We start from the raw sequence: 24881 nt of genomic DNA, 5'->3' as shown, positions 1-24881 counted from the left end.
CAAGAGGTGCCCGCCGCCTCGACGGTTCAGTCCCCGGACAGCACCGGGGCGAGGAAGCGGCCCGTGTGGCTCTCGTCGACCTCGACGAGCTCCTCCGGGGTGCCCTCGGCGACCAGGGTGCCGCCGCCCGAGCCGCCCTCCGGGCCCATGTCCAGCACCCAGTCCGACGTCTTGATGACGTCCAGGTTGTGCTCGATCACGATCACCGTGTTGCCCTTGTCCACCAAGCCGTTGATCACACCTAGCAGCTTGCGGATGTCCTCGAAGTGCAACCCGGTGGTCGGCTCGTCGAGGATGTAGACCGTCTTGCCGGTGGACCGCTTCTGCAGCTCGCTCGCCAGCTTCACGCGCTGCGCCTCACCACCGGAGAGCGTCGGCGCGGGCTGCCCGAGCCGCACATAGCCCAGACCGACGTCCACCAGCGTCTTCAGGTGCCGGTAGATCGCGTTGATCGGCTCGAAGAAGTGCGCGGCCTCCTCGATCGGCATGTCGAGGACCTCGGCGATCGTCTTGCCCTTGTAGTGCACCTCCAGGGTCTCCCGGTTGTACCGGGCGCCCTTGCACACCTCGCACGGCACGTACACGTCCGGCAGGAAGTTCATCTCGATCTTCAGCGTGCCGTCGCCCGCGCACGACTCGCACCGGCCGCCCTTGACATTGAAGGAGAACCGGCCCGGCTGGTAGCCGCGCACCTTCGCCTCGGTGGTCGCCGCGAACAGCTTGCGGATGTGATCGAACACGCCGGTGTAGGTGGCCGGATTCGACCGCGGGGTGCGGCCGATCGGCGACTGGTCGACCTGCACCAGCTTGTCGACGTGCTCCAGGCCCTTGATCCGGGTGTGCCGGCCGGGCACCTGCCGGGCGCCGTTGAGCTTGTTCGCCAGCACCGACGCGAGGATGTCGTTGACCAGCGTCGACTTGCCCGATCCGGACACGCCGGTGACCGCCACCAGGCAGCCCAGCGGGAACGACACGTCGATCTTGCGGAGGTTGTGCTCGCGCGCCCCGACCACCGTCAGCTGCCGCTTGCGGTCGCGCGACCGCCGCACCGCGGGCAGCGGGATTTGCTTGCGCCCGGCCAGGTAGTCACCGGTCAGCGACTTCTTGTTGGCCAGCAGCGCCTTGTAGGGTCCGCTGTGGACGACCTGGCCGCCGTGCTCGCCCGCACCGGGGCCGATGTCGACCACCCAGTCCGCGCTGCGCACGGTGTCCTCGTCGTGCTCGACGACGATCAGCGTGTTGCCCAGGTCCCGCAGCCGGCTGAGCGTCTCCAGCAGCCGGTGGTTGTCCCGCTGGTGCAACCCGATCGACGGCTCGTCCAGCACGTACAGCACGCCGACCAGGCCCGAACCGATCTGGGTGGCCAGCCGGATGCGCTGCGCCTCGCCGCCGGAGAGCGTCCCGGCCGCGCGGTCCAGCGACAGGTAGTCCAGGCCGACGTCGAGCAGGAAGCCCAGCCGCGCCTGCACCTCCTTGAGCACCCGCCCGGCGATCATCTGCTCGCGCGGGCCGAGCACCAGCCCGTTCAGGAACGCGGCGCACTCGCTTACGCTCAGCGCGCTGACCTCAGCGATGGACAGCTCACCGAACTCGTCGTTGTCCATCGTCACGGCCAGGATCTCGGGCTTGAGCCGGGTGCCGTCGCACGCGGGGCACGGCACGTCCCGCATGTAACCCTCGTACTTCTCGCGGGCGTAGTCGGACTCGGTCTGCTCCAGCCGCCGCTCCAGGAACGGGATGACGCCCTCGTAGTTGGCGTAGTAGGAGCGGGTCCGCCCGTAGCGGTTCTTGTACCGGACGTGCACCTGGTCGTTGGTGCCGTGCAGCACCGCCTTCTTTACCTTGGTGGACAGCTGCCGCCACGGCGCGTCCATCCGGAAGCCGATGGCCTCCGACAACGAGGTCAGCAGGCGGGTGAAGTACTCCGCGGTGTGCCCGCCCGCCCACGGAGCGATCGCGCCGTCGGCCAGCGACAGGTCCTCGTCCGGCACTACCAGCTCGGGGTCGACCTCCTTGCGGATGCCCAGCCCCGCGCACTCCGGGCACGCGCCGTAGGGCGAGTTGAACGAGAACGACCGCGGTTCCAGCTCGTCCACGCCCAGCGGGTGGCTGTTGGGGCACGCCAGGTTCTCGGAGAACTTCCGCTCCCGGTTCGGGTCGTCCTCGTCGAGGTCGATGAACTCGATCAGCACGAGGCCATCGGCCAGCCGCAGCGCGGTCTCCACCGAGTCGGTCAGCCGCTGCTTCGCGCTGGCCTTCACGGTTAGGCGGTCGATGACCACCGCGATGTCGTGCTTCTCCTGCTTCTTCAGCTTCGGCGGCGCGTCCAGCGAGTGCACCACGCCGTCGATGCGGGCACGCGCGTAGCCCTGCGACTGCAGCTGCTCGAACAGGTCGGCGTACTCGCCCTTGCGCCCACGCACGACCGGGGCCAGCACCTGGAACTTGGCCCGGTCGGGCATCTCCAGCACCTGGTCGACGATCTGCTGCGGGGTTTGCTTGCTGATCGCTTCGCCGCAGGTCGGGCAGTGCGCCTTGCCCGCCCGCGCGTACAGCAGTCGCAGGTAGTCGTACACCTCGGTGATGGTGCCCACCGTCGACCGCGGGTTGCGGTTGGTGGACTTCTGGTCGATCGACACCGCCGGGGACAGGCCCTCGATGAAGTCCACATCGGGCTTGTCCATCTGACCGAGGAACTGCCGGGCGTAGGCGGACAGCGACTCAACGTAGCGGCGCTGCCCCTCCGCGAAGATGGTGTCGAAGGCCAGGCTGGACTTCCCGGAGCCCGACAGCCCGGTGAACACGATCAGGCTGTCACGGGGCAGGTCGAGGTCGATCCCGCGCAGGTTGTGCTCACGGGCGCCGCGAACGACAAGGCGGTCAGCCACTGTGATCCCTTCGAAAAGTTCTGGTGTTGACGTGGACGCGCGCCGACTGCAAGCGGTGCATCGGCAGGTACGCGACGCCGCCCCCACATGGTATTCGGGGCCCCTGACAGACCCGGATCGCGTGCGGCGCGCAGTCCGCGCAACACCTACCCACCCACTCGGACGAGTGACATGCGGGCAGGTCGACCGCGGCTCCTCCGACGATACGCAAATTCCCCCGGAATGGGCACTGTCGCCGCTGTGGCCTGCGCAATTAAGCTCGACACTTCACCGGTCACGAAACACCCCCTGCATGCAGAGGTTCACTCATGGCTGACATCGCCCTCGGGACCGGTGGCCGCAGCAGTGCCCAACCGGCGGCCGCCGCGCACCTCGCCCACCAGGTCACCGCCCGACTGGCAGCCGTCGAGCGGGCCAGCAGTCGGCTGCTGAACATCGTCGCCGAACTGGATGAGCTGTCCGTGCGCCAGCCCAGTCTGCTGCCCGGCTGGAGCAGGGCGCACGTCATCACGCACCTGGCGCGCAACGCCGACGGCTTCCACAACCTGCTGATCTGGGCGCGGACCGGGATCGAGCATGCGATGTATGCCAGCGGCGAAGACCGGGACAAGGCCATCTCCGAAGGAGCGGTGCGCAGCCAACGGCTGCTGCTGGAGGACCTGGCGGCGTCCTGCGAGCGCTTCGCCCACGCCGCCAACGCGCTGCCGGCCTCCGCATGGACGGCGGAGATCGCCGACGCGGTCGGCGACCCGATGCCCGCGCACCACATGCTGCGCCTGCGCCTGCTGGAGGTCTGGGCGCATCTGGTCGACCTCGATCACGACGTCGATTTCGCCGACATCCCGCAGCCGGACGCCGAGCAGTTGCTGGAGGACGTGGTGCAGCAGTTCGGCGGTCGGCCAGACGTGCCGGCGCTATCGGTGGAGGTCGGCTTCGGCGACCACCAGCGGACCTGGGACCTGCGCGGGACCACCTCGCCGCCGAGCCGGGTGCGCGGCGAGCCGGGCCCAATGCTCGGCTGGCTGCTGGGCCGCACCGGCCCGGACGGGCTGGACGGCGACTTCCCGGACCTCCCGCACTGGCTCTGAGGACTGCCGTTTCAGCGGTTCACCGACCGCGAGCGCTCCTGGGTGCACAGTCACGGCGCCTGAAAAGGCAAAACCGGCGATCTGCGGCCGTGCTGGCGGGAAAAGCGCGGAGCGGCGGCGCCCGCCGCGGCCTGCCGTTGCGTCCACGGTGAACGCTCGCGCTGCTCGGTTCCGCGGCGCTGCCGTTCTGAGCACCCGGTCGAGCTGCGCGAAGGCCCCGAAAGCGCGACTCTGGCGGTGGACACGTCAGAGAGCAACTTGAGGGGGCGCACGATGTCCAGTCCGCAAACCGGGCCCGAGTCCCAGGCGAAGGCCGAGGGGACGACAACACCCAAGCAGACCACAGCACCTGAGCAGCAGAAGCAGTGGGCGATGGCGCCTGCAGCGCCAGCTGGCGCGATGTCCGGGTGGATGGCGTTCGCCGGCTCGCTGATCGCGATCGTCGGAGTCTTCAACATCATCGGCGGCGTCACCGCGCTGCTCCGGCCCGCCTACTACCTCGTCGGAACAGCTCAGTTGCTGGTCTTCGACTTCAACGCGTGGGGCTGGTTCTTGCTGGGGCTGGGCATCGTGCAGGTGGCGGCCGGCGTCGGCTGCCTGTACGGGCAGATGTGGGCGCGGATGACCGGCATCGGTCTGGCCGCGCTGAGCGCGATCGCACACCTGGCCTTCCTCGCCGCGTTCCCGCTCTGGTCGGTGCTGGTGATCGCGCTGTGCGTGCTGGTGATCTACGGCCTGATGGTGCCCCACAGGGAAGCGACCGTCTGACCGGCGATCATCCGTCGGGGCCGCGAGCCGGGGCGTTAGGCTCGGCTCGTGGAGCCTCAAGGACAGTACACCGGACACGTCGAACCGGGCGGCGCCCCGGCGCGGCGCGAGCTAGACGCGCTGACCATCACCAAGATCTCGGTCGGCCCGATGGACAACAACGCGTACCTGCTGGTGTGCCGCCGCACCGGTGACGCGCTGCTGATAGACGCCGCCAACGATTCGCAGCGGCTGGCCGACCTGCTCGGCCATGACGCGCAGCGCCCGCGGCTGCGCACCATCGTGACCACCCACCAGCACGCCGACCACTGGCAGGCCCTCGGCGCGGTCGCCGGCCAGACGGGGTGCTTCACGCTGGCGCACCCGGCCGACGCCGGGGCGCTGCCGGTGCCCCCGGACCGCCTGGTCGAGCACGGCGACACCATCGATGTCGGCGAATCCCAGCTGTCGGTGATCCACCTGCGCGGCCACACCCCGGGTTCGATCGCCCTGCTTTACCGCGCCCCGAACGCACACCCGCACCTGTTCACCGGCGACTCCCTGTTCCCCGGGGGCGTCGGCAAGACGAGCTCCGCGGAGAACTTCCGGTCACTGATCGACGACGTGGAAAACCGGATCTTCGCAGAGCTGCCGGACGACACCTGGTTCTATCCCGGACACGGCGACGACTCGACGCTGGGCGCGCAACGCCCCAAGCTCGCCGAGTGGCGGGAGCGCGGCTGGTGACAACTGACGTCACGACCTAAGTCGAGCGGGTGCACCGGCTGCGCGAAATGGCTGGGCTCGGACGCCGACGACTTCACCATGATCACCACGGATGGCCAGCAGATGACCGTCGGCGACCTCTTCGGGCTCTCTCCGGCGCGCGGAACGCGGCACCGGTCCTGGGCATCGAGGTCGACGAGGTCACCGTAGCTTCGGACGCGGCCGATCTCGTGGTGGTGCACTTCCGCGAAACCCACCAGCACGAGGGCAGGACCACCCGGCGCAGGACCACGGCGGTCCTGCGCCGCACACGGCAGGACATCCGCCAGCGCCACCCCACGAGACGGCGGTAGCGGGCTGAAGCCGCCTCCCGTGAGCCTTTCGGGGGGTGCCGTGGCGGCCCCGAAAGGCTCACGGGGATCTTGCCGGGTGTTCGGCCCAGTACTGGCGGATCAGGACCTTCAGGGCAGCCGCGATGGGCAGCGCCGTCAGCGCGCCGAGGACCCCGGCCAGCGCAGCACCGAGCAGGATCGCGAGGAACGCGCCGAGAGGGCTCAGCTCCACCGTCTTGGCGAAGATGCGCGGCGCGATCAGGTAGTTCTCCACCATCTGGTACAGGCAGAAGAAGATCAGGGTCGCCACCGCCAGCCAGAGGCTTTGGCTCAGGGCGACGGAAATCCCCACCAGCGACGCCAGCGTCGCCCCGACCTGCGGTATCGCGTCGAGCACCGCGACGACCAGTGCCAGCAGCACCGGGTAGGGCACGCCGGCGATGAGGAAGAACAGGTACGACACGACCCCAGCGCACAGGCAGACCCCGGCTTGCCCGGTGACGTAGCCGCCGACACGGCCCATCGCGGCGTGCAGCGCCTCGGCCCGACCCGGGTGGCCGACCGCGCCGCGCTGCACGGCGGCTGCCATCCGGGGCATCGCCAGCGAGAAGTAGACCATCAGCGCCCCTGCGGTGCAGGCGGCGAAGATGCCCCCCAGAAATGCTCCGATCGCGGCGAATCCTGCCGCCAGGGTGCTCGTCACCACGTTCGAGATGGCGCTGACGGTGTTCTTCAGCTGCTCCTGAACGCTCGGGTCGTCGAGGTGCTTTCGCAGCGCGGTGCCGCCACCGAACTTCGCGCCGATGCTGGAGAGGTATTCCGGGATGTGCGCGGCGAGCTGCCCGAGCTGGCCCACGGCAGGCACCACTGCGAGCAGCACCAGCGCGCCGACCACCAGCGCGATCCCCAAGACCAGCACCAGCAGCGCCAACCCGCGCCGCCAACCGTGCCGGTGCAGCCACACGACGACCGGTTCCACACCGAGTGCCAGGAAGAAACCCAGGAAGATCAGGACTAGCATCTCGCGAACGTTGAAGGCCAGCACCGCGAAGACCCCGACCAGCAGGTAAACGCAGGCGATCTTCGCGTGGTCGAGGAGCGTGAGCCCCGGTCGGTCGCTCGTGGTGCTCGCCGGGACCTCGCCGTCGTCGGAACCGGTCATGCCAGCCACCTCCCCGGCCGAGGTCCGGCGGACGCATCAAACGCTTTTCGCAGTACAGCCGCTGCCCGGCCATCATGCACGGCGCGGAAACACCAACGAGTGAAAGCTCATCGCGGTCAGGACGTCGCGCCGGCGCGACAATTTCGTCGCCTCCCGCGACGGCCTGCTAGTAATAACGCTCGCGTGAGCGTTGAACCCTGTTGACTTCATTGGTAGTCGTCGCGACGCCGGGTACCGGCATGTTGGTCGCCGGGCCTTTCCCACGACACCTTCGCGGGGGCGTTCGTCACAGTCGGCGCCGAACTCGCCTTCACCGAAGCAGAGCCGCCGACCGTGGGCCTCCGGCTTGCCGTCGCCAGCCCGGAAGGCCCACACCGCCTTCACTCTTTCGGGTTTGGGTTGGGGGGCACGGGGGCGAGTAGGCGGTTCTACTGGGCGAGCTGGGTACGCCCAAGCTCCGCGTGGAATCGCTCAGGTCCGAGGAGAACCGATGGCCACTTTGACCGCCTGGAAATTCGACAGTCCGGAAGGCGCCGAGGCAGCGGTGCAGAAGCTACAGGCCCTGCAGAAGGAGCAGTTGATCACCATCCACGACGCGGCCACCGTGACGTGGCCGGAGTCGGCGAAGAAGCCGAAGACTCGGCAGCTGCACGACCTGACCGGGGGCGGCGCGCTCGGCGGCATGTTCTGGGGCCTGCTGTTCGGGTTGATCTTCTTCGTGCCGATCCTCGGCGCCGCCATCGGGGCCGCGACCGGGGCGTTGGCGGGCTCGTTGACGGATGCGGGCATCGATGACGACTTCATCGACGAGACGCGGAGCAAGGTGGTGCCCGGTACCTCGGCGCTGTTCCTGCTCAGCGACAACGCGGTGCTGGACAGGGTCAAAGAGCGCTTCCCGGGCGGTCACGCCGAACTCATCCACACGAACCTGTCCAACGAGCAGGAAGCGGCGCTGCGCCACGCCTTCGAGGAAACCGAGGCGAATCCCGCCGGCTGAGGCGCGCGAGCGACAGCCACCCCGGAGCCCGCTGCCGATCGGACTCCGGGGATTTTCACCTCGATCTCCGTCCACATGAGACTTCCGCGCCCTCCGGGGGTTCTGTAATGACCGGCCAGCACGTCCGCTCCAAGCAACGAAACCGCCCGTGGTTGCGCATCTTCGGCATCGGTTTGCTGCTGTGGGTGCTGACCGTCGTCGTGACCGGCCTGACCGGGAACACGAACCTGGTGCCTACCGTCGTGCTCCTGGGCAGCTTCCTGGTTCCCGTCACCTTCGTCGTCTGGCTAACCCAACGCCCGTCGCCCGACTTCTCCGCGGGCCGCGTCATCGAGGCGTTCATCGTCGCCGGCGTGCTCGGCGTGCTGGCCGCGTCGCTGCTGGAGACCTACCTGCTGGCGCCGTCGGTGTGGATGTACCTCGGCGTCGGGCTCATCGAGGAACTCGTCAAGGCACTGGCGCTGATATACATCGCGCGTGGCATGGCCCAGCGGACCCTCCGGGACGGGCTGGTGCTCGGCGCCACCGTCGGATTCGGCTTCGCAGCATTCGAAAGCGCCGGTTACGCTTTCAACGCGCTGATCACCATCCACGGTCTTTCCCTGTGGCAGGTGGTGGAGACCGAGATCCTGCGGGGCGTCCTCGCCCCGGTCGGGCACGGGCTCTGGACGGCCATCCTCGGCGGGGCCCTGTTCGCGGCCACCCGCAACGGCCGATGGCGCATCACCGGCCGCGTGGTGCTGGCCTACCTCGGTGTCGTCGTCCTGCACTCGCTGTGGGATTCCATGCACGGCATCGCCCTGCTGCTGGTGATGGCACTGACCGAAACGCCCCGCCAGCACCTGCTGCTCCAGCTCGGCCACGTGCCCGAGCCGACCGTTTTGCAGACGCACCTCTTCACCCTTATCAACTGGGTCGGGCTGATCGTCGTGTCCGTGCTCGGGCTGGCTTGGCTGGGCTCAATGCGCCACCGGTCCCAGGGCATTGAGCCGTATCCGCCCGCGACGGCCCAACCCGAGTCGGGGCAGTAGTCCTCGACCGGGTCAGGGCGTCACGATCGGGAAATTCGGGTCGGGTTCGTCCACTAGGTCGACCAAGCGGCCGAGGGTGGCGCGGTCGCCCCGGTAGTCGATGCCTTCCGGCTGCTGACCGTCGATCAGCCCGAGCAGCTGGGCCTTCGTCAGGGTGAGGGCGAGTTCGGCTGGTTCGTCGTCCCGGACGGGTTCCTGGCTCAGCGCGCCGTTGGACAGCGTCGTGCGCACGTGCTCGTCGACGTCCGTGACGTGCCAGTCGATGACCAGCCGGGTGTCGGCGGCGCGCGGCCCGTCGACCCGGATCGCCACCGAATCGAGGATCTGCTCGACCGTCAACGCCGCGGTCATGCCGCCGGAGATGCTGACCTGCGTCGGGACGATTCCACTTCGGAGCTCGTGCGCCCCGGTGAGGTAGTAGTTGCGCCACGTCGCGTTCTCCGAGCCGAACCCGAGCCGCTGGTAGGTGTCCGCAAGCAGCTCCTTGGCGGCGGCGTGGTCCGGCTCGGCGAACACGGCGTGATTGAGGAGCTGCGCGGCGAACCGGAGGTCCCCAGCCGATGCGTACTCGCGGGCCTTCTCCACGACCCGGTCCACGCCGCCGATGCACTCGACGTAGCGCTTCGCCGCCTCCGTCGGCGGGTGCTCCCAGAGCGAGGCCGGATTGCCGTCGAACCAACCCATGTAGCGCTGGTACACCGCCTTGACGTTGTGGCTGACCGAGCCGTAGTAGCCGCGCGCGTGCCAGGCGTTGTCCAACGCCGGGGGGAGTTCGATCCGCTCGGCGATCTCCAAGCCCGTGTAGCCCAGGTTGGTCAGGCGCAACGTCTGGTCGTGCAGGTAGGCGTAGAGGTCGCGCTGCTCGGTCAGGAACTGCCGGACCCGTTCTCCGCCCCAGGTGGGCCAGTGGTGGGAGGCGAACGCCACGTCGGTGTGCTCGCCGTAGCGGGCGATGGTCTCCGTGAGGTAGCGCGACCACATCCGGGCGTCGCGGACCTCGGCGCCGCGCAAGGTGAGGACGTTGTGCATGTTGTGGGTCGCGTTCTCCGCGAGGCACAGCGCGCGGTGCTCCGGGAAGTAGAAGTTCATCTCCGCCGGCGCCTCGGTGCCCGGCGTGAGCTGGAACTGAATGCGCACCCCATCAAGTGTTTCCTCCTGCCCGGTGTGAGTGATGTGCGCTGTAGGCGGGATCAGCGAAACTCGGCCCGTCGACACGTTCTGCCCGAGCCCGGTGCCGACCTGCCCGTCCGGCTTCTTCGGCAGCAAAATCCCGTACTGGTAGGTGCCTCGCCGTGCCATCGCGATGCCGGCGTAGACGTTCTCCGACACGGCGTGCGCCATGAACCCCGCCGGTGCCAGGACCGGCACCTCGCCGGACACCACGCCTTCGACACCGCCGAAGTGGTCGACGTGGGAGTGTGTGTAGATCACCGCGGTGACCGGGCGCTCCCCGCGGTGCTTCCGGTACAGGGCCAGCGCCGCCGCGGCAGTCTCGACCGACACCAGCGGGTCGATCACGATCACCCCGCGCTCGCCTTCGACCAGGGTCATGTTCGACAGGTCGAGCCCGCGGACCTGGTAGATCCCCGCAACGACCTCGTAGAGTCCCTGCTTGGCGCAAAGCTGGGACTGCCGCCACAGGCTGGGATCGACCGTCGCCGGGCAGCCGTCGGACAGGAAGTCGTACGCGTCGTTGTTCCACACGCCGCGCCCACGGTCGTCCTGCACCGCGCCGGGCTTTAGCGCGGCGATGAAACCGCGGTCGGCGTCGTCGAAATCAGCATGATCGGACAAGGACGGCTCACTCACAGGACACTCCTGGAACATCTCGCGCGGATCCCGAGTGCCGACTCGCGCTCCGGGCCATCGGGTTCCAGTACAACCGCTGGGCGGTATGACCGCATCGCGAACAGCGCGAGCAGCCGTGGACCAGGCAGGGGCGTCCGAACATGCCTGCGATGGGGTCGCCGGCGACCTACGCTTGCTGCGTGACCGGACGGGTGGAGGGTCGGCGATGAGCGAAGGCGTCACGTTGGACGTCGGGGGCACCGAGGTTTCGGTATCGCACCCCGACAAGGTCTTCTTCAGCGAGCGCGGCGAGACGAAGCTCGACCTGGTCCGCTACTACCAGGCCGTCGCCGGTCCGCTGCTGGGCACCTTGCAGGGTCGGCCGCTGCTGCTGGAGCGGTATCCGGACGGCGCCAGCGGCAAGTCCTTCTTCCAGAAGCGGGTGCCGAAGTCCGCCCCGCCGTGGCTGCAGACCACCGTCGTCGCCACCCCGAACGGCACCACCAGCGACGCACTCGTCGCCGCCGACCTGGCGCACATCCTCTGGGCCGTGAACCTCGGGTGCCTGGGATTCCACGTCTGGCCGTACCACGCCGATACCCCGGAGATCGCCGACGAGCTGCGCATCGACCTCGACCCCTCCCCCGGCGTCCGGTACCCGCAGGTGCTGGAGGCCGCCGCGGCCACCCGGGAACTGCTCGCCGAGCAGGGCATCGAGGCGCACGTGAAGACGTCCGGATCTCGGGGCCTGCACATCTACGTTTCGCTGCAACCGCGTTGGAACAGCTACGAGGTTCGGGCCGCGGCGGTGGCGTTGGCCCGCGAGCTGGAGCGCCGCCACCCCGCCCTCATCACCGCGCAGTGGTGGAAGGAGGAGCGGGGCTCCCGGGTGTTCGTCGACTTCAACCAGAACGCCCCGCACAAGACTGTTTTCGGCGCATGGTGCGTCCGGCCCCGGGTGGGGGCGCAGGTGTCGACCCCGATGGACTGGGACGAACTCGCCTCGGCCGAGCCCAGCCAACTCACCATCGCGACGGTGCCGGGCCGGGTCGCGGAGCGCGGCGACCCGTGGGCCGACCGGCGGCCGCAGTCGATCGAGTCGCTGCTGGAGCAGTCGCAGCGGGACATGGCCAGTGGACTGCAGGACGCGCCGTGGCCGCCGGTGTACCCGAAGCAGCCCAACGAGCCGCCCCGCGTTGCCCCGAGCCGCGCCAAGAAGTCCTGACCGGCGTCACCTCACCAACTTCGCGCGCACCAGGAAAGCCCTGTTGATCAGCACCGCGTCACGGGTTGAGTCGCGCAATCCCCTGGACGGCGCCGGAACCACCGCCGGGAAATCAACCGGTTTAACGATGCCCGGGGCCGTGCCGTGGGCTCACTCGACGGCGGTGGTGAGCTGGTGGCGGCGGTAGTGGCCCGGGGCCGTGCCGTGGGCCCGCTTGAAGGCCTTGGCGAACGCCTATTCCGAGGCGTAGCCGACCTCTTTCGCGATCAGCGACAACGCCGCGTCGGTTGCGCGCAAGCGACGGGCCCCGGTGATCATCCGCCACCGGGACAAGTTAGGTCAGCGGCGGCTCGCCAACCAGTGCCGTGAAGCGGCGGGAGAAGGTCGCCCGCGACATCCCGACCCTCGCGCCGAGCTCCTCGACCGTCCACTGGTGAGCCGGTTCGTCGTGCATCGCGGTCAGCGCGGCGGTGATCGCCCGGTCCTGGAACACCGACGCCCATCCCGTGATCCGGTCGTCGTCTGCCGGCTCGTCGAACCAGGTGCGCAGCGTGCTCTTCACCGTGTTCCCCGTGGTCGTAGGGCTTTACATGGCCGGTCGCCGGGCGCGGCTGGCCCACTGGGTCGAGCGCGCCGAACGAGCCGAGAGGGAGCGGGCCCTAATCGCCGACCGGACCCGCGCCGAGGAGGGCGCCCGCATCGCTGGCGAGATGCATACCGCGACGCTTCCCGCCGCCTGAGTCCGGAAGAATCCACAGTGGCCGGGCAGCCAGCCGCGGTGCTTCGCGGTCAGCCCAGCGCTTCGGCGACGATGCGTGCGGTGTCGGCGTGCAAACCGTTGTTCACCTCGTCGTCCTTCCTCGGCCGGGTGGTCAGGACCGCGATGACGATCGGGTGACCCTTGTCCGTCCAGGTCACCGCCACGTCGTTGCCCGAGGCGTAGTCGCCGGTGCCGGTCTTGTCGCCAGTGCGCCAGGTCGGCGGCAGGCCCGCGCGGATCCGCTTGCCGCCGGTGGTGTTTGCGAACAGCCACCCGGTCAGCCGGTCGCGCTCGAGCCCGCCGAGGGCGTCGCCCACCACCAGCGCCCGGTAGGCCGCGGCGATTCCGGCCGGAGTGGTGGTGTCGCGCTCATCGCCGGGGATCGCCGTGTTGAGGTCCGGTTCCCAGCGGTCCAGGCGGGTGCTGCCGTCACCGATCGAGCGCGCGAACGGGGCGATCGTCGCCGGGCCGCCGAGCTCCGCGAGCAGCAGGTTGGCCGCCGTGTTGTCGCTGCGGGTGATCGCCGCGGCGCACAGCTCGTGAACCATCATGCCGGTGCCCGCACTCGGCTTCGTGATCGGCGAGCCGGCCACCAGGTCGGCCTCGGTGTATCGGATCATCTTGTCGAAGTAGCCGCTGCCCAGCCCGTGTTCGCGCAGGAGGGCGGCAACCGCGTAGGTCTTGAACGTCGAGCACATCGCGAACCGCTCGTCGAAGCGGTGCCCCAGAACCTGTCCGGTGTGGACGTTGACCGCGAACAGCCCCAGCCGGGCGTCGTAGCGGAGCTCCAGGTCGGCGAACACCGGGGCATACTTGCCGTTCGGGGCGGGCCCCGCGCCGCCGGGTGCTGCCGCCACGCCGCTGGAACCGCACGCGGCCACCACCGGGCCGGTCAGGAACGCGCCAAGAAGCGCTCGCCGACCAACGCGGGTTTCGTTGTGCTGCAAGGAAGTATTCCTTTCGGGTTGGTCTGCCGGACGAGCCGGCCTGCCGCCCAATGAAGCAGCCCCCGGCCGATAACGCCAATCCGCGCCGTCCTCTCGCGCGATAGCGGATCGATATGGACCCAGCTGCCGGGCGCCGCGCCGGCGCTGATCGCCCGCTCCGACGCTGGGCTCAGCGGCTTCCCGTGCACCCATCCTTGGGCACCGGCGTCGGCGAGGACCTCTCGGATGCGGCGTTCGACCGCGTTCACTTCGACGGCTCCGGCCGCAGCGCGTCCTCGACCGCCGCGAGCACATCGTCGGGTGGCGCGGACTCCTTCCAAACCAGTCCCGCGCCCGCGAGGCGAGGTCATCCCCAGCGGTCGGCACGCGGGTCACACCGGGCGCTTGCAGCGACGGGTCGGCGGTGAGCGCGAAGGCACGCCCGGCGGCCACGGCGGTCAACGCGTCGCGGTCACCCGCCGCGGGCAGGAACTCCGGGTCCATCCCCTTGCTTCGCAATGTGTCCACGAGCAGGTCGAACTCCGCCGTCCCGCGGCTGCGCGGCGCGGTCGCGCAGGCCAGGCTGGCCAGCGCGCGCAGCGACTGCTCGCGGCGCGCCGCAGGGTGGTCGGCGGGCACCAGCAGCGGACGCGGGATCTTCCGGATCGACGAGCAGGGCCAGCGACAGCAGGTTCGCCACAGACGTTTCAATCGACCAGGACGGTCAGCGGTATCAGGACCACCAGACCGAGGAGCACTATCGCGGCAGCGATCTCCGACTTCGAAGCGAGCACCATGACCAGCGCGCCCGCCAGGAACACCAGCCGCGCCGATGGTCGCCCACCTCCGTTGGGCGGGACGAACGGTCCGTTCCCTTCACAGCCACCTTCCAAGGCCGCCTCTACCGCACCCGAGAAGCCCTTCGCCTTGATCATCCACTGTAGATGGACAGGTCAGTCCTTCTTCTTCTCGTCCTCATCGATGATCTCGGCGTCGACCACGTCCTCGTCCGCCTGCTTCGCCTGGTCGTCGCCGCTGGTGTCGGCCGCGGCCTGCTGCTGGTGGCCGTAGATGGCCTGGCCGATGGCCTGCGAGCTCGCGGCGAGGTGGTCGACGGCCGAACGGATCTTGTCGACGTCGTCGCCCTTGAGAGCCTCGTTGACGTCCTTGATCGCGTCCTGCACCTGCGTCCGGGTGTCGGCCGGGATCTTGTCGGCGTTGTCGGTGAGCACCTTCTCCGTCTGGTAGACCAAGGTCTCGGCCTGGTTGCGGATCTCGGCCTCCTCGCGGCGCTTGCGGTCCTCGTCGGCGTGCGCCTCGGCGTCCTTGACCATCCGGTCGATGTCGTCCTTCGGCAGCGCCGAACCGCCGCTGATCTTGATGGACTGCTGCCGACCAGTGCCGAGGTCCTTGGCGTTGACGTGCACGATGCCGTTGGCGTCGATGTCGAAGGTGACCTCGATCTGCGGCATGCCGCGCGGCGCCGGCGGAAGACCGGTGAGCTCGAACATGCCGAGCTTCTTGTTGTGCGCGGCCATTTCCCGCTCCCCCTGGAAGACCTGGATCATCACCGACGGCTGATTGTCCTCGGCGGTGGTGAAGGTCTCGGAGCGCTTGGTCGGGATGGTGGTGTTGCGCTCGATGAGCTTGGTCATGATGCCGCCCTTGGTCTCGATGCCCAGCGACAGTGGCGTGACATCGAGCAGCAGGACGTCCTTGACCTCACCGCGCAGCACTCCGGCCTGCAGTGCGGCACCCACGGCGACGACCTCGTCGGGGTTGACGCCCTTGTTCGGCTCCTTGCCGTCGGTGAGCTCGCGGACCAGGTCCGTCACGGCCGGCATCCGCGTCGCGCCGCCGACCAACACCACGTGGTTGATGTCGCCGACCTTGATCCCGGCGTCCCGGATCGCGTTGTTGAACGGCTTGCGGCAGCGCTCCAACAGGTCGGAGGTGATGCGCTCGAACTCGGCGCGGGAGAGCGTCTCGTCCAGGAACAGCGGGTTCTTGTCCGCGTCGACGGTGATGTACGGCAGGTTGATGCTGGTCTGCGAAGAGCTGGACAGCTCGATCTTGGCCTTCTCGGCGGCTTCCTTGATCCGCTGCATGGCCATCCGGTCCTTGGTCAGGTCGAGGCCCGACGAAGCCCGGAATTTGTCCACCAGCCACTCGACGACCCGCTCGTCCCAGTCGTCACCACCGAGGTGGGTGTCCCCCGAGGTGGCCTTGACCTCGACCAGGCCTTCGCCGACTTCCAGCAGGGAGACGTCGAAGGTGCCGCCACCGAGGTCGAACACCAGGATGGTCTGCTCCTTCTCGCCCTTCTCCAGGCCGTAGGCCAGCGCCGCAGCTGTGGGTTCGTTGATGATCCGCAGCACGTTGAGGCCGGCGATCTGCCCGGCCTCCTTGGTCGTCTGCCGCTGCGAGTCGTCGAAGTACGCGGGCACCGTCACCACCGCGTCGGTCACGTCCTCCCCCAGGTAGGACTCGGCGTCCCGCTTGAGCTTCATCAGCACGCGGGCGCTGATCTCCTGCGCTGTGTAGGTCTTGTCGTCGATCTGGACCTTCCAGTCGGTGCCCATGTGCCGCTTGACCGACCGGATGGTGCGGTCCACGTTCGTGACCGCCTGGTTCTTGGCAGGCTGCCCCACCAGCAGGTCGCCGTTCTTGGCGAAGGCCACCACCGACGGCGTGGTCCGGGAACCCTCGGAATTGGCGATCACCGTGGGTTCGCCGCCTTCCAGCACGGCCACCACCGAGTTCGTCGTTCCCAGGTCGATTCCAACCGCGCGCCCCATCACGCACTCCTCTCCGACCCGCCGCAATGCGAGTCCTGCGAGGCCGACACCTTCAGTATGGGAAGCCCCCACCAACGCGTCCACCTGGGCAAGGGCCGACCGGCACGTGAGGGATATCCCTGCTGTTGCGCGGTGGGGGGAGGCCACCCATCGTTGGGCTGGGTGCCCCGGCCGGCGGGAATCAGCGTGGTGCTCGCCGTGACCGGTGCGGTGCGAGATCCTTCGATGCCCGTGGCGCTGCGCGAGGCCTGCCGCCAGGCGTGCGCCGCGCACCTCCGAGTGGTCGCGGAAGGTCGCCGTCACCGCTGGGGACGACGTGCTCGCCACCACCGAGCACGTGGTGAGGGCCGTTCTGCCGCCCGAAGGCTGGACCCATTGCGGGCCGTTGCAGTACCGGTGGCGCGACGACAACGTTGTCGCCCGGGGCGTGCCCATCAGGTTGACACTGATCACGGCTTCGCAGACGACGCAGCGCGGGATCGTCGACCGCCGCCCCATCCGACCGGACCGGCTCACCCCATCGAACCGGACCGGCTCACCGTCCGCCATCGGCCTCCCGGACGTGCCGGTGTCTCCGGCCACCGCCGGCCGCCCTGCTGCGCCTGCTGGATGCTCTCCCAGCGGAGTACCTGCCGCAGGTGCGGTTGCCCGTGCCCGGGTCGCCGGACCTGGTCACCGCCGGCGCGCTGCGCACTGTCCGGTTCGGTGCTGCCCGCCAGCCATCCGGCGCCTCGCCGAGTTCGGCGGTGGCTGGCGAACCGGGCCGGCCGAGCGCAGGCCGTGGGGCAACCTTGTTGCCGAGGGCGGCGTGAGATGGGCATGTCGCATTCCGTGCCTGATCCCGCAGGACGTACCAACAGGGCACGTAGCGCTCGGCAGGCCCAGCGTGCGTTGCGGCAGCACCGGCGCGACTGCTCTGACCACGGGCGCAGGTGGCGACTCGCGAGAAGAATCGGCGAGCTTTTCGGCGAGTTCCTCGCCGAGGCGCTTTTGGCGTCGGTGGCGCTGGCGTTGTTCGCCGGCGTGCTGGCAGCAGGTGCCTGGGGTTGGCAGCACAGTCCTGCCGCAACGGTCGTCCTGTTGGCGGGGATCGTCCTCTTCCTGGCCTTCGGCGTGCACCAACTCGCTACCCGGCGAGCCGGGCAGCGGAAACGGCGACGTCTTGCCGCTGCGGCGGTCGGCACCGTCGTCTTCGTTCTCGTCTGGGCGATGCATCTCGTGCTCTACCTGCTCCCGCCATGATCGGGAGATGCCTGGCCGCCAATCGCGGCCTTCAGGGCTTCGTCGGTGAGCACGCCCGGACGATCAGGTGGTCCGGGGTGGTGGCGTGCGTGGCGCCAACTTCTTCTCCACAGCGTGGTTCTGGTTCTCGGTCACCGGTTCGACCGCGACGATCTGCGCGGCTCCGGCCAACCTGGCGTCCTGGATCACCGAGCTCCCGACGCCGCCGCAGCCAACGACGACCACAGTGGACCCCGGCTCGACCTGCGCGGTGTTGAGCACCGCACCGACGCCGGTGAGCGCGCCGCAGTCGATGAGCGCGCCAATCTCGAACGGCACGTCCTTCTCGATCTGCTGCGCACCACCGCCGACCGCGACGGCGACGAATACGTGATCAACGGCCAGAAGATGTGGACCAGCCTCATCTCGTACGCGGACTACGTGTGGTTGGCCTGCCGCACCGACCGCGACGCGAAGAAGCACCGCGGCCTGAGCATCCTGATCGTGCCCACCGCCGCGCCCGGCTTCTCCTGGACCCCGGTGCACACCGTCGCCGGGCCGTCCACCAGCGCCACCTACTACCAGGACCTGCGCGTGCCGACGTCGGCACTAGTGGGTGCCGAGAACCAGGGCTGGCCGCTGATCACCAACCAGCTCAACCACGAGCGCGTAGCGCTCACCTCATCGGCCCCGCTGCGGCTGGCGCTGGACGAGGTGCTGGAGTGGGCCCGCGAAACGCGGCTCGCCGACGGGCGACGCGTCCTGGACCAGGAATGGGTGCGGCGCCACCTGGCCCGCGTGCACGCCGGGGTGGAGTTCCTCAAGCTGGTCAACTGGAAGATCGCCGCCACCGTCGAGGAGCAGCCCGCGCCGGCCACCGCGTCCGCGACCAAGGTGTACGGCACGGAGTTCGCCATCGAGGCCTACCGGCTGCTGATGGAGGTGCTCGGGAGCGCCGCATACGTGCGCAGCGGCTCGCCGGGCGCCGTGCTACGCGGCCGGATCGAACGCATGCACCGCTCGTCGCTGATCCTGACCTTCGGCGGCGGAGCCAACGAGGTGCAACGGGACATCGTCGCGGCGGTCGGCCTCGGCCTCCCCCCGGCCAAGCGCTGACCCACCGCGGCGGCGGAGTTGCCGGTTTCGCACGAAATCGTTAACTCCCGAGAGCGCTCAGTGGTCGACGACGGGACTTCAACGGAGGAATCATGGACTTCTCGTGCACCGAGGCCCAAGGCGATCTGGCCGTGCTGACCAGGGAGATCCTCGACAATCACGCGACCGCCGATCGGCTGCGCGAAGTCGAAGAAGAGCCGGACCGCTTCGACCGTGCACTGTGGACGCGGCTTGCGCGCGCCGAGGTGCTGTCGGCCGCGCTGCCGAGCACCGCCGGAGGCGGCGGGTTCGGGTTGCTGGAGCAGTGCTCAGTGCTGATCGAGCTGGGGCGCGCGGTCGCCCCCGTGCCGTACCTCGCCTCGATCACCACGGCCGCGGCGGCGCTGGCGCAGTTCGGCAACCCGGACCAGCAACGGCACTGGGCCGTCCCGGCGGCGAGGGGCGAGCTGGTGCTTACCGCCGCGCTGGCCGAGGAGAACAACCCCGACCCGGACCGCCCCGCGTGCCGCGCCGAACGCGTGGCCGGCGGCTGGGCGGCACCAAGACCACCGTCCCGGCCGGCACCTTCGCCGACCTCGTGCTGGTTCCAGCGTCCACATCGGACGGAGCGAGGGTGTTCCTCGTCGAGCCCGAGCAGCTGTCGATCGAGCGGCAGCGCATCGTCGACGCCGACAGCGAGGCGTGGCTGGCGCTGGACGGCGTGCTGGTCGGCGACGACCGGGCGCTCGGCGAGGATTCGGCGGTGCTTGACTGGCTGCTCACGCGGGCGACCGTCGGCGCATGCGCCCACCAGGTGGGCGTCGTCGAGCGGGCGTTGGAGCTGACCAGTGAATACGCCCGCGAGCGGGTCCAGTTCGGGCGGCCGATCGGCAGCTTCCAGGCCGTCGCGCAGCGGCTGGCGGACGCGTTCATCGACGTCGAGGCCGCGCGGCTGACGCTGTGGCAGGCGGCGTGGCGCGTCGACGAGGGGCTGCCGTGCGCGGCCGAGGTCGCCACCGCGAAGTTCTGGGCCGCCGACTCCGGGCACCGGGTGGCGCACACCGCCGTCCACGTGCACGGCGGCGTCGGCATCGATCTCGACCACCGGCTGCACCGGTACTTCGTCGCGGCGAAACGGAACGAATTCTCCCTCGGCGGCGCGGCTGCGCAGTTGGGGCGGCTCGGCGACGTGCTGGTGGGCTGACCGATGACGCCAACGGTCACCGAGGTCCTGCTGGCCCGCGCCGACGACGACTGCTGCGGGCTGCGGTCCGAGGACCGCGCCGGGTCGTGGGAGCTGGTCATCGACACGTGGTCGACGCTGCCGGCCGAACATGTCGGTCGTGTCGTCAATCCCGTTCCGGCGACGCCCGAGGATCTGCTGGTGCTGGTGTTCACCTCGGGCACCAGCGGCGAGCCGAAGGCGGTCCGCTGCACGCACGGCAAGATTGCCTTCCCCTGCCGGATGCTGGCCGACTGGTTCGGCCTGTGGCAACGCCCGGGCTCCCACTACTCCCCGGTGTCCGATCAGGCCAGGTAACCTCCGTCGACGTCCAGGGCGGCACCGGCGATGAAGGATGCGCGCCGGCCCGGCCAGGAACCCGAGCCCGCCACGACCTCTTCCGGCTTGAAGCGAGCCATCGCGTTGGCCGTGCGCAGGACGTCCGCGAACGGACCGTCCGAATTCCAATGATGCGAACTAGAACTACCACAGTTCGAATCATCGCCGCTAGACTCGGGACATGGTGAGGGATCCGTCGGCGGGCAGCCAGATCGACCGGGACGTACGCAAGCTGGTGCACCAGTTCGCGCAGACCCTCGACGTCCACGTGCGCCGCGTTGCCGAGAAACTGGGCCTCACCGCATCGCAGGTCGTCGCGCTCCGCGAGCTGTCCGAGCCGATCACCGCCCGCGAGTTGGCCACCAGGATGTCCTGCGAGGCCTCCAATGCGACGTTCGTACTGGACAAGCTCGAACAGCAGGGCCTCATCGAGCGCAAGCCGCACCCGACGGACCGGCGCGCCAAGCAGATCGTGCTAACCCCGAGCGGCCGGCGCAGCCGGGCTACCGTGCTCAAGCACCTGAGCGTCCGGCCCCCGCTGATCCCGCTCACCGAAGCCCAGCAGGAAACCCTGCGCGATCTGCTGCAAGTCCTCGTTACGCCACGCTAGGCGGCCGTCGCGCAACTTTCTGTCCAATCTGGACTCCTTGTCGTGCGGCGTACCCGAAAATTGACAGTGATCACATCCAACCGGGAAATTCGAGTGCGACGTCAACCGGACCGTCGTAGCCGGAGTACACGGTTCATGTCGGATACCGCACGGAGGTAACGCAAACCTTGATGGTCGAGGAGTTCTACGCGCTGTCGGCCAGGCAGCCGACCGGACGGCTGTACCTGGTCACCGGTGACGCCCAAGAAGCCCAGGACGTGGTGCCCGAAGCATTCGCACGGGTGTGGAAGCACCCGGAAGCGCTGCTCCGCGACGGCGCACCCGAGGCGTGGGTGCGCGTCCGCCGCGCGGGTGGCCGTCAGCAGATGGCGGCGCGGATGGGCAAAATGTCGAGCGCGGAGGACCGCGGTGCCTGATCCCGGTCTCGTCCCGGTCGACCAGGTGCGCGCGGTTTTCCGCCAAACAGCCGCCGACGTCGAGCAACGCGTGTCACCGCTGCCGGCGCACGAGATCACCAAGCGCGGCCAACGGCGGCTACGGCGGCAACTGGCAGCGGACGTCGCCGGCGCGGCAGCGGCGATCATCGTCTCGCCCTCGGTGGCGGTGAACAGCCGCGATCGGCAGCCGCTGGTGCCAGCCGGTCCGTCCTCATCGCAGCTCAGCACGCCTTCCGCGGCGTTCCTGCCCCCGATCTCCGGCCCCTCGTCCACCTGGCAACCGCCCGCCTCCGCCCACACGCTGACCCCGACGGAGTTCCGATGAGTACGACCACCTTCGTTCCCATCACCGCCGCGGGCTCCGACCGCCGCGCGGTGTCGAACCAGGCGGTCCTGTTCCTGCTGTGGGCGGCGTTCTTCGCCTGCTACGCGTGGATCTCGCTGGCGCGCTACGCCGGGTACGCGTCCATGTCGTTCGACCTGGGGATCTTCGAGCAGGTCGTGCGGTCCTACGCAGAGGGCCGGACGCCGGTGGCGGACCTGCTGGGACCCGGGTTCGTCATCTTCGGCGACCACTTCAGCCCCGTGCTGGCGCTGCTCGCGCCGCTCTACTTCCTGTTCCCCTCCGCGCAGACGCTGCTCGTCGCGCAAGCAGCCTTGTTCGCGCTCTCGATCGTTGCGGTGACCAGAGCCGCAACGCGGTTGCTCGGCGACACCAGGGGGCGGTCCGTCGGCGTGGCCTACGGCTTGTCCTGGGGAGTGCAACGGGCCGTTGACTTCGACTTCCACGAGATCTGCTTCGCGGTGCCGCTCGTCGCGTTCGCGCTCGAAGCGGCGTTGTCGCGGCGGTGGTGGCGCGCCCTCCTCCTGACCGCACCGCTGGTGCTGGTCAAGGACGACCTCGCGCTCACCGCCGCCGCCATCGCGCTCGTGCTCGCGTGGCTCGCCCGGCAGCACGACAAGCGGTTCGCCCGGGTCGCCGTGGTGAGCGCCGGGCTGTTCGTCGTCGCCTGGTTGTGCATCGCCCTGCTGGTCATCCCGTCGTTCAACCCGACGGGCGCATACCGGTACTGGGACAAGATCTCCGGCGACGTGGGATTGCCCGCTTCGCTGCTGGAAGGCTGGGATGAGAAGTTCAGCACCGCGCTGTGGCTGCTGATCCCGACTACGGGGCTGCTCGCGCTCCGGTCGCCGATGCTGCTGGCCGTCCTTCCGACGCTCGGCTGGCGGTTCGCCTCCCTCGAGGAGCACTACTGGAGCACGGACTGGCACTACAACGCGGTGCTGATGCCGATCCTCACCTTCGCAATGGTCGACGCGATCGCCCGGGTGCGCGCGACTCACCCGCCCTGGCTGCGGGGCTACGCGTCGCACCTGCCGGGGCTCGTCCTGGCGGCGGCGGTGGCACTGACCGTCACGCTGCCGATCGGCAAGCAGATCGAGAGCGGCAGCGACCGCTTCCAGCAGGACCCCGAGGCCGCGTCGAGGGTGCTCGCGATAATCCCGGACGGCGCGACGGTCGTCGCCAACATTTCGACGATCGCGCACCTCACCGGGCGCTGCCGGGTCTTCTGGCCCGACAACATCGACGGGATCGTCCCGGACTACGTCGCCATCTACGAGCCGGACAAGACGGCCGCGGAGGTGCGCGACGAAGCGGACGGGTGGAACCCGGGAACCAGGTACCAAGTCCTGCTGGAGGACGCGGGATTCTGGGCCCTGGTCCGCACCACCTGACGCCGGAAGGACCCAGGGCGTCAGCGCCTTCGGCGCTTGAAAAAGGAGGAAAGAAGTTCAGCCTGGTTCGGTGGCGGTCTCGCGCCGTGACGGCTCGCGCGCCTCGGTCGGCTCGTGCGTCTCGGTGTGGCGCTTCGCCCCGGCGTAGTCGGGTTTTCCGCTGGGCGAGCGGGTGACCTCGTCCACCAGCCACAGGCTGCGCGGCACCTTGTAGCCGGCGATCCACTCCCGGACGTGCGCATCGAGGTCGGCCAGCCCCGGGGTCGAGCCCACCCGAGGCTGCACCACGGCCGCGACCCGCTGGCCGAGGTGCTCGTCGGGCACTCCGACGACCAGCGCGTCGAACACGTCCGGGTGTGCTTTGAGCGCGGCCTCGACCTCCTCCGGGAAGACCTTCTCGCCGCCGGTGTTGATCGACACCGAGCCGCGGCCCAGCATCGTGACGGTGCCGTCGTCCTCGATCCGGGCGTAGTCGCCCGGCGCGACGTAGCGCTTGCCGTCGATCTTCCAGAACACCGAGCGGGACTTCTCCTCGTCCTTGTAGTAGCCCAGCGGCACGTGCCCGGTGCGCGCCAGCCACCCGATCTCACCGGGCGGCGCGAAGCTGCCGTCGTCCCGGATCACCGTGGTGGAGGCGTCCGCGTTGACCCTCGGCCCGCCGGTCCGCGCGTCGTCGCGGCCGATGACGCCGATTCCGCTGAACCCGGTCTCCGACGAGCCGATCGAGTCGGTGATAACCACGTTGGGCAGGGCGTCGAGGTATTGGCGCTGCACCGACGGCGAGAAGAGCGCGGCGCTGCTGGAGATCGCGGTCAGCGACGAGGCGTCGTAGCCGCCCTCGTGGAAGGCCTCGATGAGCGGCCGGGCCATCGCATCGCCCACGATCGCGAGCATGTCGACCCGCTCCCGCTCGATCGCGCGCCACACCTCGTGCGCGTCGAACTGCGGTACGAAAACCACTGTGCCGCAAGCGAAGAGACTGCCGAAGGTCATCCACTGCGCGGCGCCGTGGATGAACGGTGCGGCGGGCAGCATGATCAGGCCACCGCTTTCGGCACCGGCGCGGGCCTGCTGCCACTCGTCGCGCATCGGTTCGCCGGTCATGAAGTCGATGCCGCCGCCGAGCACCCGCCACACGTCTTCGTGGCGCCACATCACACCTTTGGGCATGCCGGTGGTGCCGCCGGTGTAAAGCAGGTAGAGGTCGGCGGCGCTGCGCCTCGGGAAGTCCCGTTCGGCGGATTTACCGATCAAGACCGACTCGTATTCGACGCCGCCGTACCTGGTGCAATCGGCGTCGGTGCCGTCCTCGATGACGAGAACCTCGCGCAGTTGCGGGAAATCTGGCCGAATCTTGGCCACGTGGTCGCTGTAGCGGCGTTCGTGGACCAGCGCGGCGAGGTCGGCGTTGTCGAAGATGTAGCGCAATTCGTTCGGCACGTAGCGGAAGTTGATGTTGATGGACACCGCGCGGACCTTGTAGGCCGCCAGCATGGTCTCCAGCACCTCGATGGAGTTGCGGGAGTAGACGCCGATGTGCGAGCCCGGTCCGAGCCCGCGGGCCGTGAGGTGGTGCGCCAGCCGGTTGGCCCGCTGGTCCAGCTGCGCGAAGGTCAGGCGACGCTCGCCGCAGACCACGGCGACGCGATCGGGGACCAGATCGACGGCGTGCTCGAAGAGATCTGCGATGTTGTATGCCACCCCGTGAAACTAGAAAGTGTTATCTTCCTCGGCAAGAACCCGAAAGCCTAA

General features: G+C 69.1%; 22 protein-coding genes and 3 pseudogenes. 16 read left to right on the top strand and 9 right to left on the bottom strand.

The window, feature by feature from the left end; all coding sequences use genetic code 11:
- Window positions 1–26 precede the first annotated feature (26 nt).
- Window positions 27–2888 carry an excinuclease ABC subunit UvrA gene (uvrA, locus tag ACWDKQ_RS10395; protein ID WP_450138457.1) on the bottom strand — a complete coding sequence of 954 codons (2862 nt, stop codon included), beginning with the start codon at window positions 2886–2888 and terminating at the stop codon, window positions 27–29.
- Between the two features lie 308 nt (window positions 2889–3196).
- Between uvrA and ACWDKQ_RS10390 the strand changes: the two genes are divergently transcribed.
- The 3 genes from ACWDKQ_RS10390 to ACWDKQ_RS10380 all read left to right on the top strand — a co-directional run bounded on the left by ACWDKQ_RS10390 (window position 3197) and on the right by ACWDKQ_RS10380 (window position 5470).
- On the top strand, window positions 3197–3976 hold the full coding sequence (locus ACWDKQ_RS10390; protein ID WP_450138456.1) for a maleylpyruvate isomerase family mycothiol-dependent enzyme: 780 nt from the start codon (window positions 3197–3199) through the stop codon (window positions 3974–3976).
- A 273-nt stretch (window positions 3977–4249) separates the two neighbouring features.
- The gene (locus ACWDKQ_RS10385) at window positions 4250–4744 is read left to right on the top strand and encodes a DUF7144 family membrane protein (protein ID WP_450138455.1); all 495 of its coding nucleotides are present in this window, start codon (window positions 4250–4252) and stop codon (window positions 4742–4744) included.
- Window positions 4745–4792: 48 nt separating this feature from the next.
- Complete coding sequence (locus tag ACWDKQ_RS10380; protein ID WP_450138454.1) at window positions 4793–5470, top strand: MBL fold metallo-hydrolase; 678 nt, start codon at window positions 4793–4795, stop codon at window positions 5468–5470.
- A 390-nt stretch (window positions 5471–5860) separates the two neighbouring features.
- Here ACWDKQ_RS10380 and ACWDKQ_RS10375 read toward each other — a convergent pair whose 3' ends face one another.
- A complete protein-coding gene (locus ACWDKQ_RS10375; protein ID WP_450138453.1) occupies window positions 5861–6943 on the bottom strand; it encodes an AI-2E family transporter in 1083 nt (360 codons plus the stop codon).
- A gap of 490 nt (window positions 6944–7433) precedes the next feature.
- Here ACWDKQ_RS10375 and ACWDKQ_RS10370 point away from each other — a divergent pair, with 490 nt between their 5' ends.
- Together ACWDKQ_RS10370 and ACWDKQ_RS10365 are read left to right on the top strand one after the other, a co-directional pair.
- Window positions 7434–7940: a DUF1269 domain-containing protein gene (locus ACWDKQ_RS10370; RefSeq protein WP_450138452.1), complete on the top strand. Its 507-nt coding sequence runs from the start codon at window positions 7434–7436 to the stop codon at window positions 7938–7940.
- Between the two features lie 107 nt (window positions 7941–8047).
- On the top strand, window positions 8048–8971 hold the full coding sequence (locus ACWDKQ_RS10365) for a PrsW family intramembrane metalloprotease (RefSeq protein WP_450138451.1): 924 nt from the start codon (window positions 8048–8050) through the stop codon (window positions 8969–8971).
- A 12-nt stretch (window positions 8972–8983) separates the two neighbouring features.
- On the opposite strand, the gene ACWDKQ_RS10360 is transcribed toward ACWDKQ_RS10365, so the two are convergent.
- Window positions 8984–10780: an alkyl/aryl-sulfatase gene (locus ACWDKQ_RS10360; RefSeq protein ID WP_450138450.1), complete on the bottom strand. Its 1797-nt coding sequence runs from the start codon at window positions 10778–10780 to the stop codon at window positions 8984–8986.
- A 205-nt stretch (window positions 10781–10985) separates the two neighbouring features.
- Between ACWDKQ_RS10360 and ligD the strand changes: the two genes are divergently transcribed.
- Entirely contained in the window at window positions 10986–11984 is a 999-nt protein-coding gene (gene ligD / locus ACWDKQ_RS10355; protein ID WP_450138449.1) for a non-homologous end-joining DNA ligase, read from the top strand.
- A 334-nt stretch (window positions 11985–12318) separates the two neighbouring features.
- On the opposite strand, the gene ACWDKQ_RS10350 is transcribed toward ligD, so the two are convergent.
- A complete protein-coding gene (locus tag ACWDKQ_RS10350) occupies window positions 12319–12546 on the bottom strand; it encodes an AraC family transcriptional regulator (protein ID WP_450138448.1) in 228 nt (75 codons plus the stop codon).
- Between ACWDKQ_RS10350 and ACWDKQ_RS10345 the strand changes: the two genes are divergently transcribed.
- On the top strand, window positions 12536–12724 hold the full coding sequence (locus tag ACWDKQ_RS10345; RefSeq protein ID WP_450138447.1) for a hypothetical protein: 189 nt from the start codon (window positions 12536–12538) through the stop codon (window positions 12722–12724). The genes ACWDKQ_RS10350 and ACWDKQ_RS10345 overlap by 11 nt on opposite strands.
- Before the next feature lie 49 nt (window positions 12725–12773).
- Here ACWDKQ_RS10345 and bla read toward each other — a convergent pair whose 3' ends face one another.
- The 3 genes from bla to dnaK form a co-directional block, all read right to left on the bottom strand.
- Complete coding sequence (bla, locus tag ACWDKQ_RS10340) at window positions 12774–13691, bottom strand: class A beta-lactamase (RefSeq protein ID WP_450138446.1); 918 nt, start codon at window positions 13689–13691, stop codon at window positions 12774–12776.
- A 686-nt stretch (window positions 13692–14377) separates the two neighbouring features.
- Window positions 14378–14605 carry a hypothetical protein gene (locus ACWDKQ_RS10335; RefSeq protein WP_450138445.1) on the bottom strand — a complete coding sequence of 76 codons (228 nt, stop codon included), beginning with the start codon at window positions 14603–14605 and terminating at the stop codon, window positions 14378–14380.
- A gap of 18 nt (window positions 14606–14623) precedes the next feature.
- Complete coding sequence (dnaK, locus tag ACWDKQ_RS10330; RefSeq protein WP_450138444.1) at window positions 14624–16468, bottom strand: molecular chaperone DnaK; 1845 nt, start codon at window positions 16466–16468, stop codon at window positions 14624–14626.
- 819 nt (window positions 16469–17287) lie between these two features.
- On the opposite strand from dnaK, the gene ACWDKQ_RS10325 reads away from it, so the two are divergent.
- Window positions 17288–17710, top strand: a complete 423-nt coding sequence (locus tag ACWDKQ_RS10325) for a hypothetical protein (RefSeq protein WP_450138443.1) — start codon at window positions 17288–17290, stop codon at window positions 17708–17710.
- A 63-nt stretch (window positions 17711–17773) separates the two neighbouring features.
- Here ACWDKQ_RS10325 and ACWDKQ_RS10320 read toward each other — a convergent pair whose 3' ends face one another.
- Window positions 17774–18028, bottom strand: coding sequence for a hypothetical protein (locus ACWDKQ_RS10320; protein WP_450138470.1), 255 nt, complete (start codon window positions 18026–18028; stop codon window positions 17774–17776).
- 15 nt (window positions 18029–18043) lie between these two features.
- Here ACWDKQ_RS10320 and ACWDKQ_RS10315 point away from each other — a divergent pair.
- The 8 genes and pseudogenes from ACWDKQ_RS10315 to ACWDKQ_RS10280 form a co-directional block, all read left to right on the top strand.
- Window positions 18044–18805: pseudogene (locus ACWDKQ_RS10315) on the top strand (acyl-CoA dehydrogenase family protein); the annotation flags it as partial.
- A 92-nt stretch (window positions 18806–18897) separates the two neighbouring features.
- Window positions 18898–19191, top strand: a pseudogene (locus ACWDKQ_RS10310) (acyl-CoA dehydrogenase family protein); the annotation flags it as partial.
- Window positions 19192–19307: 116 nt separating this feature from the next.
- Complete coding sequence (locus ACWDKQ_RS10305; RefSeq protein ID WP_450138442.1) at window positions 19308–19988, top strand: acyl-CoA dehydrogenase family protein; 681 nt, start codon at window positions 19308–19310, stop codon at window positions 19986–19988.
- A gap of 3 nt (window positions 19989–19991) precedes the next feature.
- A pseudogene (locus ACWDKQ_RS10300) lies at window positions 19992–20273 on the top strand (AMP-binding protein); the annotation flags it as partial.
- Between the two features lie 253 nt (window positions 20274–20526).
- Window positions 20527–20955: a MarR family winged helix-turn-helix transcriptional regulator gene (locus tag ACWDKQ_RS10295; RefSeq protein ID WP_450138441.1), complete on the top strand. Its 429-nt coding sequence runs from the start codon at window positions 20527–20529 to the stop codon at window positions 20953–20955.
- Between the two features lie 170 nt (window positions 20956–21125).
- Entirely contained in the window at window positions 21126–21371 is a 246-nt protein-coding gene (locus ACWDKQ_RS10290; RefSeq protein ID WP_450138440.1) for a sigma factor, read from the top strand.
- The gene (locus ACWDKQ_RS10285; RefSeq protein ID WP_450138439.1) at window positions 21364–21717 is read left to right on the top strand and encodes a hypothetical protein; all 354 of its coding nucleotides are present in this window, start codon (window positions 21364–21366) and stop codon (window positions 21715–21717) included. The genes ACWDKQ_RS10290 and ACWDKQ_RS10285 overlap by 8 nt, the downstream gene beginning before the upstream one ends.
- Window positions 21714–23129 (top strand): DUF2079 domain-containing protein, encoded by a 1416-nt coding sequence (locus ACWDKQ_RS10280; RefSeq protein ID WP_450138438.1) that lies wholly within the window; start codon window positions 21714–21716, stop codon window positions 23127–23129. The genes ACWDKQ_RS10285 and ACWDKQ_RS10280 overlap by 4 nt, the downstream gene beginning before the upstream one ends.
- 57 nt (window positions 23130–23186) lie before the next feature.
- On the opposite strand, the gene ACWDKQ_RS10275 is transcribed toward ACWDKQ_RS10280, so the two are convergent.
- Window positions 23187–24830 (bottom strand): acyl-CoA synthetase, encoded by a 1644-nt coding sequence (locus ACWDKQ_RS10275; protein WP_450138437.1) that lies wholly within the window; start codon window positions 24828–24830, stop codon window positions 23187–23189.
- Window positions 24831–24881 lie beyond the last annotated feature (51 nt).

The sequence above is a fragment of the Saccharopolyspora sp. NPDC000995 genome, assembly GCF_053599315.1.
The sequence above is the reverse complement of the archived record's forward strand: the minus strand, read 5'-3'. Positions and strand labels throughout refer to the sequence as shown.

Coding starts and splice junctions, on each gene's coding strand:
- ACWDKQ_RS10335 (WP_450138445.1), bottom strand. CDS start 14,605: ATGATCAAGGCGAAGGGCTTCTCGGGTGCGGTAGAGGCGGCCTTGGAA.
- ACWDKQ_RS10325 (WP_450138443.1), top strand. CDS start 17,288: ATGTCGCATTCCGTGCCTGATCCCGCAGGACGTACCAACAGGGCACGT.
- ACWDKQ_RS10370 (WP_450138452.1), top strand. CDS start 7,434: ATGGCCACTTTGACCGCCTGGAAATTCGACAGTCCGGAAGGCGCCGAG.
- ACWDKQ_RS10390 (WP_450138456.1), top strand. CDS start 3,197: ATGGCTGACATCGCCCTCGGGACCGGTGGCCGCAGCAGTGCCCAACCG.
- ligD (WP_450138449.1), top strand. CDS start 10,986: ATGAGCGAAGGCGTCACGTTGGACGTCGGGGGCACCGAGGTTTCGGTA.
- ACWDKQ_RS10375 (WP_450138453.1), bottom strand. CDS start 6,943: ATGACCGGTTCCGACGACGGCGAGGTCCCGGCGAGCACCACGAGCGAC.
- dnaK (WP_450138444.1), bottom strand. CDS start 16,468: ATGGGGCGCGCGGTTGGAATCGACCTGGGAACGACGAACTCGGTGGTG.
- ACWDKQ_RS10290 (WP_450138440.1), top strand. CDS start 21,126: ATGGTCGAGGAGTTCTACGCGCTGTCGGCCAGGCAGCCGACCGGACGG.
- ACWDKQ_RS10295 (WP_450138441.1), top strand. CDS start 20,527: ATGGTGAGGGATCCGTCGGCGGGCAGCCAGATCGACCGGGACGTACGC.
- ACWDKQ_RS10280 (WP_450138438.1), top strand. CDS start 21,714: ATGAGTACGACCACCTTCGTTCCCATCACCGCCGCGGGCTCCGACCGC.
- ACWDKQ_RS10385 (WP_450138455.1), top strand. CDS start 4,250: ATGTCCAGTCCGCAAACCGGGCCCGAGTCCCAGGCGAAGGCCGAGGGG.
- ACWDKQ_RS10365 (WP_450138451.1), top strand. CDS start 8,048: ATGACCGGCCAGCACGTCCGCTCCAAGCAACGAAACCGCCCGTGGTTG.